A 12,759-nucleotide genomic window follows, 5' to 3' on the forward strand; every position below is an offset into this window, starting at 1 on the left:
GCTTCCTAAAGTCGGTTCATGAGCAACGAGCGGACTTCGTCATGAGCAAGAAGAGCCAGGCACTGGCGGTGCTGATGGTCAGCACGCTGGCATTCACGGTGTGCTTCATGGTTTGGATGATGTTCGGCGTGATCGGTATCCCGATCAAGAAGACGCTGGGTCTCAACGCCACCGAGTTCGGCCTGCTGACCGCCACGCCGGTGCTCACCGGTTCCCTGATCCGCGTGCCCCTGGGCATCTGGACCGACAAGTACGGCGGGCGCATCGTGATGGCGCTGCTGATGGCGCTCACCGTGCCCGCCATCTGGCTGATGAGCTACGCCACGGCGTACTGGCACTTCCTGGTCATCGGCCTGTTCGTCGGCCTGGCCGGCGGCTCGTTCTCGGTGGGCACGCCGTATGTGGCGCGTTGGTTCCCGAACAACCGCCAGGGCTTCGCGATGGGCGTCTACGGCGCCGGCAACTCGGGCGCGGCGGTCAACAAGTTCATCGCGCCGGCGCTGGTCGTCGCCTTCGGCTGGGCCATGGTGCCGCAGGTCTATGCCGCGGTCATGCTCGGAACCTTGCTGGTGTTCTGGATCTTCAGCGCGAGCGACCCGGCGCACTGCGTGCCCAGCCACACCCGCTTTTCGGACCAGATGCGCGCGCTGAAGGACCCGAAGGTCATCAAGTACTGCCAGTACTACAGCATCGTGTTCGGCGGCTACGTGGCGCTGAGCCTGTGGATGGTGCAGTACTACATTGGTGAGTTCGGCCTCGACATCCGCGCCGCGGCGCTGCTGGCCGCGTGCTTCTCGCTGCCGGGTGGCGTGCTGCGCGCGGTGGGCGGCTGGCTGAGCGACAAGTACGGCGCGCATTCGGTCACCTGGTGGGTCATGTGGGTCAGCTGGATCTGCCTGTTCCTGCTGAGCTACCCGCAGACCGACTTCACCATCGTCACCATCACCGGCCCCAAGACCTTTCATCTCGGCCTGAACGTCTACGCCTTCACCGCCCTGATGTTCCTGCTCGGCATCGCCTTCGCCTTCGGCAAGGCCTCGGTGTTCAAGTACATCGCCGACGACTACCCCGAGAACATTGGAACCATCAGCGGCATCGTCGGCCTGGCCGGCGGGCTGGGCGGCTTCGTGCTGCCGATCATGTTCGGCGCGCTGGTGGACTTCACCGGCATCCGCTCCAGCGCCTTCATGCTGATGTACGGCGTGGTCTGGGTGTCGCTGATCTGGATGTACTGGACCGAGGTGCGCGGCACCGAGGTCATGGGCCGGCACGCCCACGCCTTCAGCCTCGACGGCCGCAGCGCTTCCCCCTCCTTGCAGGAACCCGCATGAACACCACCATCGAAACCAAGGCTCCGGTGCGGCCCACGAACGGCGCCGACATCGCCGACTGGCGCCCCGAGGACGAGGCCTTCTGGGCGTCCACCGGCCGGCGCATCGCCTACCGCAACCTGTGGATCTCCGTGCCCAGCCTGTTGTGCGGCTTCGCGATCTGGGGCATGTGGGGAATCATCACGGTCCAGATGCTGAACCTGGGCTTTCCGTTCAGCCAGGCCGAGCTGTTCTCGCTCACCGCGATCTCGGGGCTGGCCGGCGCGACGATGCGCATTCCGGCCTCGTTCCTGATTCGCCTCGCGGGTGGCCGCAACACCATCTTCCTGACCACCGCCATGCTGCTGGCGCCGGCCATCGGCACCGGCATCGTGCTGCAGCACAAGGACTGGCCTCTGTGGTCCTTCCAGCTGATGGCGCTGTGGTCGGGCGTGGGCGGCGGCAACTTCGCAAGCTCGATGTCCAACATCAGCACTTTCTTTCCCAAGCGCCTGCAGGGAACGGCATTGGGGCTGAACGCCGGCCTGGGCAACTTCGGCGTGACGAGCATGCAAATCGTCATTCCGCTGGTCATGACCGTCGGACTGTTCGGCGCGCTGGGTGGCGAACCGATGACGCTCGTCAAGGACAGCGGCTGGATCTTCGGAAAGATCGCGGCCGGCACGCCCACCTGGATCCAGAACGCAGGCTTCGCCTGGCTGCTGTCGCTGGTGCCGCTGGCGGCTTTGTGCTGGTTCGGCATGAACAACCTGAAGACCGTCTCGCCGAACACGGGCGGCGCAATCGTCGCCTTCCTGAAGATCATCTGGCTCTACACGCTGTCGTTCGTTCCGGCCGGCCTCGGTCTGTACCTGTACCTGCCGCCGCCCACCGGCCTTGGGGTGCTGAATATGTGGGTCGCGATGCCGCTGATCATCGTCAGCACGCTGCTGGTGCTCAAGCTCACCGCGTTCGGCCCGATGAAGGAGAGCATTGCCAAGCAGTTCGAGATCTTCCGCAACCGGCACACCTGGGCGTTGACGCTGCTGTACATCGTGACCTTCGGCTCGTTCATCGGGTTCTCGATGGCGCTGCCGCTGGCCATCACGGTGATCTTCGGTGTCAGCCATGTACCCGACGCGACCGGCGTGATGCAGCACGTGCTGAAGAACCCGAATGCGCCTTCGGCCCTCACCTACGCCTGGATCGGGCCCTTCGTCGGCGCGGCAATGCGGCCGCTGGGCGGTTGGATCTCGGACAAGATCGGCGGCTCGATCGTCACCCAGATCATCTCGGCGGTGATGGTGCTCGCCTCGACGGCGGTGGGCTACGTGATGCTGCTGGCCTACCGCTCGGCCGCGCCCGAGCAGTACTTCCTGATCTTCATGGTGCTGTTCGTGGTGCTGTTCACCGCCAGCGGGATCGGCAACGGCTCGACCTTCCGCACCATCGGCGTGATCTTCGACCGCCAGCAGGCCGGCCCCGTGCTCGGTTGGACCTCGGCCGTGGCGGCCTACGGGGCCTTCATCGCACCGGTAGTGATCGGCGCCCAGATCAAGGCCGCCACGCCCGAGCTCGCCATGTACGGCTTCGCGGCGTTCTACGCCCTGTGCCTCATTCTCAACTGGTGGTTCTACCTGCGCGCCAACGCGTACGTGAAGAACCCCTGAGCCATTGAATTTTCCGGAGACCCTCCAATGAGCCATTTCCTAGACCGTCTCAGCTATTTCAGCCAGCCCAGGGAGTCCTTCTCCGGCGACCACGGCGTCACCACCGGCGAAGATCGCACGTGGGAAGATGCCTACCGCAATCGCTGGGCGCACGACAAGATCGTGCGCTCGACCCACGGCGTGAACTGCACCGGCTCGTGCTCGTGGAAGATCTACGTCAAGGGCGGCATCGTCACCTGGGAAACCCAGCAGACCGACTACCCGCGCACGCGCTGGGACATGCCCAACCACGAGCCGCGCGGCTGCGCGCGCGGCGCCAGCTACAGCTGGTACCTGTACAGCGCCAACCGCGTCAAGTATCCGATGGTGCGCAGCAGGCTCTTGAAGAGCTGGCGCGAGGCGCGCGTCGCACACGACCCGGTCGACGCATGGGCGTCGATCGTCGAGGACGATGCCAAGCGCCGCGACTACCAGCAGGTGCGGGGCCTCGGCGGCTTCGTGCGCTCGTCGTGGGACGAGGTCAACGAGATCGTCGCCGCGGCCAACGTCTACACGATCAAGAAACACGGCCCCGACCGGATCATCGGCTTCTCGCCGATCCCGGCCATGTCGATGATCAGCTACGCCGCGGGCAGCCGCTACCTCAGCCTGATCGGCGGTGTGTGCATGAGCTTCTACGACTGGTACTGCGACCTGCCGCCGGCAAGCCCGCAGGTCTGGGGCGAGCAGACCGACGTGCCCGAATCGGCCGACTGGTACAACTCGAGCTTCATCATCGCCTGGGGGTCCAACGTGCCGCAGACGCGCACGCCGGACGCGCACTTCTTCACCGAGGTGCGCTACAAGGGAGCGAAGACAGTGGCGGTGACGCCGGACTATTCCGAGGTCGCCAAGCTGGCGGACATCTGGATGCACCCGAAGCAGGGCACCGACGCGGCGGTGGCAATGGCGATGGGCCATGTGATCCTGAAGGAGTTCTACTTTCCCGATGGCGGCCGCGAGCGCAGTGCCTACTTCGACGACTACGTGCGCCGCTACACCGACATGCCGATGCTGGTGATGCTCAAGGAACACCAGCTGCCCGGCGGCGAAGTCGTCATGGTGCCCGACCGCTATGTGCGCGCCTCGGACTTCAACGGCAAGCTCGGCCAGGCCAACAATCCGGAATGGAAGACCGTCGCCTTCGACGACGAGGGCAAGGTGGTGCTGCCGCACGGCGCGATCGGCTTCCGCTGGGGGCCTGACGGACGCGCGGACGAAGGGCAGTGGAACCTCGAGGCCAAGGAGGCGCGCCACGGCCACGAGGTGAAGCTTCGGCTGTCGATGCTGGAGGGCGAGCAGCCGAGCACCGAGACCGCTCGGGTCGGCTTCCCCTATTTCGGCGGCATTGTCAGCGAGCATTTCCCCGGCAACGAGCAGGCCGAGGTGCTGGTGCGCACCGTGCCGGTCAGGCGCATCGCGCTCGGCAAGGCAGGCGAGCAGCGAGACGCGCTGGTGGCGACCGTGTTCGACCTGCAGGTGGCGAACTACGGCGTGGCGCGCGGGCTGAGCGGCGAGCTGGCGGCCAGCAGCTTCGACGACGACACCCCCTACACGCCGGCCTGGCAGGAGCGCATCACCGGCACCCCGCGCGCGCAGCTGATCACGGTGGCACGCCAGTTCGCCGAGAACGCGCACAGGACGCAGGGCAAGTCGATGGTGATCATCGGCGCGGCGATGAACCACTGGTATCACAGCGACATGAACTACCGCGGCGTGATCAACATGCTCATGATGTGCGGCTGCATCGGGAAAAGCGGTGGTGGCTGGTCGCACTACGTGGGCCAGGAAAAGCTGCGCCCGCAGACCGGCTGGACCGCGCTGGCCTTCGCGCTCGACTGGATCCGCCCGCCGCGCCAGATGAACAGCACCAGCTTCTTCTACGCGCACACCGACCAGTGGCGCTACGAGAAGCTGGGCATGGAAGAAGTGCTCTCGCCGCTGGCCGACAAGAAGGCGTACGCGGGCAGCATGATCGACTACAACGTGCGTGCCGAGCGCATGGGCTGGCTGCCCAGCGCGCCGCAGCTGCAGACCAATCCGCTGCAGGTGGTGCGCGACGCGCAGGCTGCCGGCATCGATCCGAAGGACTACGCGGTCCGTTCGCTGAAGGATGGCTCGCTGAAGATGAGCTGCACGGACCCCGACCACCCGGACAACTGGCCGCGCAACATGTTCGTGTGGCGCTCCAACATCCTGGGCTCCAGCGGCAAGGGCCATGAATACTTCCTCAAGCACCTGCTCGGCACCAGCAACGGCGTGCAGGGCAAGGACCTCGGCGCAGAGGAGGCGAAGCCCGAAGAGGTCGTGTGGCACGACAAGGCGCCCGAAGGCAAGCTCGATCTGCTGGTGACGCTCGACTTCCGCATGAGCACCACCTGCCTCTACAGCGACATCGTGCTGCCGACGGCCACCTGGTACGAGAAGAACGACCTCAACACCAGCGACATGCACCCTTTCATCCACCCGCTGTCCACGGCGGTGGACCCGGCCTGGCAGTCGCGCAGCGACTGGGACATCTACAAGGGCTTTGCCAGGAAGTTCAGCGAGGTCTGCGTCGGCCATCTCGGTGTCGAGCGTGAGCTGGTGCTGACGCCCCTGATGCATGACAGCCCCTCGGAACTGGCCCAGCCTTTCGAGGTCCGCGACTGGAAGCGCGGGGAGTGCGAGCTGGTGCCGGGCAAGACCGCACCCAACCTGCAGGTGGTCGAGCGCGACTACCCCAATGTCTACAAGCGCTTCACGGCGCTGGGACCGCTGATGGGAAAGGCCGGCAACGGCGGCAAGGGGATCGGCTGGAACACGCAAACCGAAGTGCGGCAGCTCGGCGAACTCGCCGGCTTCGTCACCGATCCCGGTGTCACCTGCGGGATGCCGAAGATCGAGAGCGACATCGACGCCGCAGAGGTGGTGCTGATGCTGGCGCCCGAGACCAACGGTCACGTGGCAGTGAAGGCCTGGCAGGCGTTGGGCAAGCAGACCGGGCGCGATCACACGCACCTGGCGATCCACCGGGAGGACGAGAAGATCCGCTTTCGCGACATCCAGGCGCAGCCGCGCAAGATCATCAGTTCGCCGACCTGGAGCGGCATCGAGAGCGAGACCGTCTCGTACAACGCCGGCTACACCAACGTGCACGAGCTGATTCCGTGGCGCACGCTGACCGGACGGCAGCAGTTCTACATGGACCATCCGTGGATGATCGCGTTCGGCGAGGGCTTTGCCAGCTACCGCCCGCCGGTGGACCTGAAGACCACCGCAGGGATCCAGGGCGTCAAGCCGAACGGCAACCCCGAGATCGCGCTGAACTTCATCACGCCGCACCAGAAGTGGGGCATCCACTCGACCTACACCGACAACCTGCTGATGCTGACCCTCAGCCGCGGCGGGCCCTGTGTGTGGATCAGCGAGGACGACGCGAAGCGCGTGGGCATCGTCGACAACGACTGGATCGAGCTGTTCAACCTCAACGGCGCCATCGCGGCGCGCGCGGTGGTGAGCCAGCGCGTCAAGCCGGGCATGGTGATGATGTACCACGCGCAGGAAAAGATCGTGAACACGCCGGGCTCCGAGATCACCGGCGCGCGCGGCGGGATCCACAACTCGGTGACCCGGATCGTGCTCAAGCCCACCCACATGATCGGCGGCTACGCGCAGTTCAGCTACGGCTTCAACTACTACGGAACCATCGGCACCAACCGCGACGAGTTCGTCGTGGTGCGCAAGATGAACAGGATCGACTGGCTCGACACGCCGGTCGCCGATGAACTGATCCGCCCCGTGCAGGCCCAAGGAGAAGTCGCATGAAGATCCGCGCACAGATCGGCATGGTGCTCAACCTGGACAAGTGCATCGGCTGCCACACCTGTTCCGTCACCTGCAAGAACGTCTGGACCAGCCGCCCCGGCATGGAGTACGCCTGGTTCAACAATGTCGAGACCAAGCCCGGGATCGGCTACCCGAAGGAGTGGGAGAACCAGGACAAGTGGAACGGTGGCTGGGTGCGCAAGGCCAACGGCGCGATCGAGCCGCGGCAGGGGGCGAAGTGGAAGCTGCTGATGCGCATCTTCGCCAACCCGAACCTGCCCGAGATCGACGACTACTACGAGCCCTTCACCTTCGATTACGGCCACCTGCAGTCGGCGCCGGAGATGAAGGCGACGCCCACGGCCCGTCCGCGCAGCCTGATCACCGGCAAGCAGATGGACAAGATCGTGTGGGGTCCGAACTGGGAGGAGATTCTCGGTGGCGAGTTTTCCGGGCGCAGCAAGGACAAGAATCTGGATGGATTCGAGCAGATGCAGAAGGACATGCTCGGCCAGTTCGAGAACACCTTCATGATGTACCTGCCGCGGCTGTGCGAGCACTGCCTGAACCCGGCGTGCGTCGCGTCGTGCCCGTCGGGCTCGATCTACAAGCGCGAGGAAGACGGCATCGTGCTGATCGACCAGGACAAGTGCCGCGGCTGGCGCATGTGCGTGAGCGGCTGCCCGTACAAGAAGATCTACTACAACTGGAAGAGCGGCAAGGCCGAGAAGTGCATCTTCTGCTACCCGCGCATCGAGGCCGGCCAGCCGACCGTGTGCAGCGAGACCTGTGTCGGCCGCATCCGCTACCTGGGCGTGCTGCTGTATGACGCGGACCGGATCCAGGAGGCCGCCAGCGTCGAGCACGACCGCGACCTGTACCAGGCGCAGCTCGACATCTTCCTCGACCCGAACGACCCGAAGGTGATCGCGCAGGCGCGCCTCGACGGCATCCCCGACAAGTGGATGGAGGCCGCGCGCAATAGCCCGGTCTACAAGATGGCGGTGGAATGGAAGGTGGCATTGCCGCTGCATCCCGAATACCGCACTTTGCCGATGGTCTGGTACGTGCCGCCGCTGTCGCCGATCAGCGCCGCGGCCAACGCGGGGCATGTGGGCAGCAACGGCGAGATCCCCGACGTCAACCAGCTTCGCATTCCGGTCAAGTACCTGGCCAATCTGCTGACCGCCGGCGACACCGTGCCCGTCGTGAAGGCGCTCGAACGCATGCTGGCCATGCGCGCCTACCAGCGCGAGAAGCATGTCGACGGGCGCATCAACCAGGCCGTGCTGGCGCAGGTCGGCATCAGCCAGGCGGAGGTCGAGGAGATGTACCAGGTGATGGCGATCGCCAACTACGAGGACCGGTTTGTGATCCCCACGACCCACCGCGAATACGCGGAGAACACCTTCAATGTGCGCGGCGGCTGTGGCTTCACGTTCGGCAACGGATGCTCGGAAGGAACCAGCGAAGTCAGCCTGTTTGGCAGCGAGAAGAAGCGCACGATTCCCATCCGGGCGGAGGTTTGACCATGTTCGCACTGAACTCCCCGCGCCCGATGACGAAGAGCCTGCGCGTGCTCGCGGCGCTGCTCGGCTACCCCGATGGGCGGCTGCGCAGCGATCTGCCGGAGATGCGCGAGCTGCTGCAGGACGAGCGTGCGCTGTCGCCTTCGCGCCTTGCCGAGCTCGATGCGCTGATGGACATGCTGTGGCGTGCCGACGCCCTGGAGGCTGAATCCGACTATGTCGAGCTGTTCGACCGGGGTCGTGGCACCTCCTTGCACCTGTTCGAGCATGTGCACGGCGATTCGCGCGAGCGCGGCCCGGCAATGATCGATCTGGGACAGACCTACGAAAAGGCCGGCCTGATCCTGGCCGAGGGCGAGCTGCCCGACTACTTGCCGGCCGTGCTGGAGTTTGTCTCCACGCAACCGGTGCGCGAGGCACGAGCCTTTCTCGGTGAGATGGCGCACATCCTGAATGCCATCTTCGGCGCACTGCAGCACCGCAACAGTCCCTACGCGAGCGTGCTCGGCGCGCTGCTCGAACTGGCCGGCGAGAAGGCACAACCGGTCAAGCCGCCGGCCGAGGAGGCGCTCGACGAGAGCTGGGCCGAACCGGTCGTGTTCGACGGCTGCTCGTCGAAGGGCCAGGCCAAGCCAGGCCAGGCGCAACCCATTCACATCGTGCGCAAGAGCCACGTGACACAAGGAGCATCGTCATGACAGGCGTGTATGGTTTTCTCTTCCAGGTCTATCCGTATGTCTGCTTCATGGTGTTCGTGATAGGCAGCCTGATCCGCTTCGACCAGAGCCAGTACAGCTGGAAGAGCGACTCTTCCCAGATGCTGCGGGCCGGCAGCCTGCGCTGGGGCAGCAACCTGTTCCACTTCGGCGTCCTGTTCCTGTTCTTCGGTCACATGGTCGGGCTGTTCACGCCGCACAGCGTCTACGGCATCTTCATGAGTGCGGCGACCAAGCAGATGCTGGCCGTCGTGGCAGGCGGCATCGCGGGCGCGCTGTGCTTCGTCGGCCTGACGCTGCTGCTGCACCGGCGCGTGTTCGATCCGCGCATCCGCCTCACCAGCCATCCCACGGACATCGCGGTGCTGGTGGTGCTGTGGGTGCAGCTCGTGGTCGGGCTGATCACGCTGCCGTTCTCGTGGCAGCATGCCGACGGCAGCGTGATGCTGATCCTGGCGGACTGGGCGCAGCGCATCGTCACGCTGCGGCCGGTGGATGCCACCGCGCTGGCCGCCCTGCCGTGGCCCTACCAGTTCCACATCGTGTTCGGCATGACGATCTTCCTGCTGTTCCCGTTCAGCCGCCTGGTGCATGTGTGGAGTGGCTTCGGGACGGTCCGATTCCTGTTCCGCTCACACCAGGTCGTGCGCAGCCGCCGGCTGAACGTGCCGGCTGGCCACAACCAGCCGCGTGAGCCCCGCGCCGGCGCATGAGCTCCAGGAGACATACCTTCATGAATGTCGATACTGTCAATCTCGGCGCCGCGCCCCACGCCATCGCGCCCCGGGTGGCGCGCATCAATGGCGTGGCCCTCCACGGCGCGGCCGAAGCCCTGTCGATCGAGGAACTGCGCCAGCGCGCGTGTTCCGAGTTGCTGCGTCAGGCAGCCATCCACGGCGGACTGCTGCCATCCACGGACGCGGCGCCCGGCGACGGCGTGCTCAGCGAAGCCGCCTCGCAGGCCATCGACGCCTGGCTGGAACGCGAACTGCAGTTGCCCGAGCCGTCCGAGGAAGCCTGCCGGCGCCACCATGCGGCGCACCCGGCGCGCTACCGCACGGGACAGCGCGTGCGGATGCGGCATGTCCTGTTCGCAGTGACGCTGGGCATGGACGTGGTGGCATTGCGCAACCGCGCAGAGGCCTGCCTGCTCGATGTCCGCTGCCACGACGGCAAGGCGAGTGGCGGCGCCAGCGCCGGCTTCGAGCGGGCCGCCCGCGCGCTGTCCAACTGTCCGAGCGGTGAGCACGGGGGTGAGCTGGGGTGGTTGACACCGGACGACTGCGCCCCCGAGTTCGCTCGGGAGATCTTCGGTCATGTCGAGGTCGGCGTTCTGCCGCGCCTGGTGCACAGTCGCTTCGGCCTGCACGTGGTGGAGGTGCTGGAGCGCGAGGGCGGCGAGCCGCAGCCCTTCGAGTCGGTGCGCGGCGCGGTCGCGATGGCGCTGCGCCAGCAGACCTATGTGACGGCGCTGCGCCAGTGCCTTCAGCTGCTGGCCGGCCAGGCCACGGTCGAGGGCGTGGACCTCGATGCGGCCGAGACGCCGCTGGTCCAGTAGCGCCGCAGGCGGGTGCGCGATGCCCGACGACCTGCTGCAGCGGCTACGGCGCTTCCACGACGACTATTTTCCCGGTGTGCAGGACCGGTTCCAAAGCCTGGTGCGCGACGGCCAGCATCCGAACATCCTGTTCATCGGCTGCTCCGATTCGCGCCTCGTGCCCTACCTGCTGACCGGCACCGGGCCCGGCGAGCTGTTCATCGTCCGCAACGTCGGCGCGCTGGTGCCGCCGCACGATGGCTCCGCCGGCTACCACGGAACGGCTGCCGCGATCGAGTTCGCCGTGCTCCGGCTCGGCGTCGAGCGCATCGTCGTCTGTGGCCATAGCCATTGCGGCGGCATCCGGGCGCTGTACGAGGAGAACGTGCCGCAGGCGACCAACCTCGCGGCCTGGCTCGACCTCGCGCGCGAGGCCGTACTGCCGGTGCGGGTGACGCCCGAGGCGCTGCGTCGCACCGAGCAGCGCTGCGTCGTGTTGCAGCTGGAACGACTGATGGGCTACCCGATGGTGCGCGAGCGCGTCGAGTCCGGCCGGCTCGCGCTGCACGGCTGGCACTATGTGATCGAGGAGGGCGAGGTCCATGTCTTCGACCTGCGCAGCGGAAGCTTCGTGCCGGCGTCCGACGCCGACCACAGCGGCACCGGCCCGTTCGACCACGCGCCGGTCGACGATGGCAGCGGCACCAGCATCTTCAACGAGATCGACGAAGCACTGGCGCCGGCGCGGCGCAGCGCGGCGCAAGGTTGACCTTCGTCAACACCACGTTCGCAGCGAAGCACTACCGTGCAGGGGTTTCAACACACACGCGGCGCGCACGCGCTTTGCCGCGGCCGCAATGACCACTGCCACCCACCTCGACCCCATCCCTGACACCGGCGACACCGCCGACACCGCCGCTCAACTGATGGCGTTGCTGCGCGAATGCGGCCTGAGACCGCTGCGTCTGGGTGAGCGAACCCTCCTGCCGATCGTCCAGGGCGGCATGGGCGTCGGCGTGTCGGCGCATCGCCTCGCCGGCAGCGTCGCCGCGCTCGGCGCGATGGGCACGATCTCGTCCGTCGACCTGCGGCGCCATCATCCGGACCTGATGGAGCGCACCCGCGACCTGCAGCCGGGAGAGGCCGCCACGCGCCATGCCAAGGAAGCCATCAACGCGGCCAATCTCGAAGCGCTGGCGCGCGAGATCCGTGCCGCGCGCGAGCGCTCGGGCGGGCGCGGCCTGCTCGCCATCAACGTGATGCGCGCGGTGGGCGAGTACAGCCCGTCGGTGACGCGCGCGCTCGAATGCGGGATCGATGCGGTGGTGGTCGGCGCCGGCTTGCCGCTCGACCTGCCCGAGCTCGCGCAGGACCACCCCCGCGCACTGCTCGTGCCCATCCTTTCGGATGCGCGCGGCGTGCAGCTGCTGGTTCGCAAGTGGGAGCGCAGAAAGCGCCTGCCCGATGCGATCGTGATCGAACACCCGCGGCTGGCTGGCGGCCACCTCGGCGCCGCGAAGATCGCCGATCTGGCCGACCCGCGCTTCGACTTCGAGAACGTCATCCCGCAAACGCTCACATTCCTGCGCGCGGCGGGAATCGAGAAGGAGATCCCGCTGATCGCGGCCGGTGGCATCCGCCGCTTCGAAGATGTCGCGCGCGTGCAGGCGCTGGGCGCCGCCGCCGTGCAGCTCGGCACGCCCTTTGCCGTCACGCAGGAGTGCGACGCGCACCCCGAATTCAAGCGCGTGCTGGCTCAGGCGCGCGAGGAGGACATGGTCGAGTTCACGAGCGTGGCCGGCCTGCCCGCGCGCGCCGTGGCAACCCGGTGGCTGAAAGGCTACCTGAAGGCCGAGGCGAAGCTGCAGAGCGTGGCGCACGTCAAGCCGCGCTGCACGCTCGCCTTCGACTGCCTGGCGCAATGCGGGTTGCGCGACGGGCTGGCCGGCTGGGGCCAGTTCTGCATCGACACCCAGTTGGCTGCCGCCCTGCGCGGCGACGTGAAGAAGGGCTTGTTCTTCCGCGGCGTGGGCGCGCTTCCGTTCGGCGACCAGATCCGCAGCGTGCGCGAGCTGCTGGCTCGGCTGTTGACGCCGCACGAGGCCGCGCCCTCGCTCGGCGTCAACGCGTCCTGAGCGGACGGAGCGACAG

Annotated in this window: 9 protein-coding genes; all 9 read left to right on the forward strand. The window is 66.6% G+C overall.

Annotation, left to right across the window (positions count from 1 at the left end; genetic code table 11):
* Window positions 1–41 precede the first annotated feature (41 nt).
* Window positions 42–1,331 (forward strand): MFS transporter, encoded by a 1,290-nt coding sequence (locus ACSQ9A_RS29175; RefSeq protein WP_436306437.1) that lies wholly within the window; start codon window positions 42–44, stop codon window positions 1,329–1,331.
* Window positions 1,328–2,980 (forward strand): MFS transporter, encoded by a 1,653-nt coding sequence (locus tag ACSQ9A_RS29180; protein ID WP_436306438.1) that lies wholly within the window; start codon window positions 1,328–1,330, stop codon window positions 2,978–2,980. Before ACSQ9A_RS29175 ends, ACSQ9A_RS29180 begins: the two co-directional genes overlap by 4 nt.
* A gap of 27 nt (window positions 2,981–3,007) precedes the next feature.
* On the forward strand, window positions 3,008–6,826 hold the full coding sequence (locus ACSQ9A_RS29185) for a nitrate reductase subunit alpha (RefSeq protein WP_436306439.1): 3,819 nt from the start codon (window positions 3,008–3,010) through the stop codon (window positions 6,824–6,826).
* The gene (narH, locus tag ACSQ9A_RS29190; protein WP_436306440.1) at window positions 6,823–8,355 is read left to right on the forward strand and encodes a nitrate reductase subunit beta; all 1,533 of its coding nucleotides are present in this window, start codon (window positions 6,823–6,825) and stop codon (window positions 8,353–8,355) included. The genes ACSQ9A_RS29185 and narH overlap by 4 nt, the downstream gene beginning before the upstream one ends.
* A 2-nt stretch (window positions 8,356–8,357) precedes the next feature.
* Window positions 8,358–9,053, forward strand: coding sequence for a nitrate reductase molybdenum cofactor assembly chaperone (gene narJ / locus ACSQ9A_RS29195; protein ID WP_436306441.1), 696 nt, complete (start codon window positions 8,358–8,360; stop codon window positions 9,051–9,053).
* Complete coding sequence (gene narI, locus ACSQ9A_RS29200) at window positions 9,050–9,784, forward strand: respiratory nitrate reductase subunit gamma (protein ID WP_093110344.1); 735 nt, start codon at window positions 9,050–9,052, stop codon at window positions 9,782–9,784. Before narJ ends, narI begins: the two co-directional genes overlap by 4 nt.
* A 20-nt stretch (window positions 9,785–9,804) precedes the next feature.
* Window positions 9,805–10,629 (forward strand): peptidylprolyl isomerase, encoded by an 825-nt coding sequence (locus ACSQ9A_RS29205; RefSeq protein WP_436306442.1) that lies wholly within the window; start codon window positions 9,805–9,807, stop codon window positions 10,627–10,629.
* A gap of 19 nt (window positions 10,630–10,648) precedes the next feature.
* Window positions 10,649–11,377 (forward strand): carbonic anhydrase, encoded by a 729-nt coding sequence (locus ACSQ9A_RS29210; RefSeq protein ID WP_436306443.1) that lies wholly within the window; start codon window positions 10,649–10,651, stop codon window positions 11,375–11,377.
* A gap of 157 nt (window positions 11,378–11,534) precedes the next feature.
* A complete protein-coding gene (locus tag ACSQ9A_RS29215; RefSeq protein ID WP_436307725.1) occupies window positions 11,535–12,743 on the forward strand; it encodes an NAD(P)H-dependent flavin oxidoreductase in 1,209 nt (402 codons plus the stop codon).
* Window positions 12,744–12,759: the final 16 nt, after the last annotated feature.

The sequence above is a fragment of the Variovorax sp. LjRoot290 genome, from assembly GCF_964253985.1.
GTDB lineage: Bacteria > Pseudomonadota > Gammaproteobacteria > Burkholderiales > Burkholderiaceae_C > Variovorax.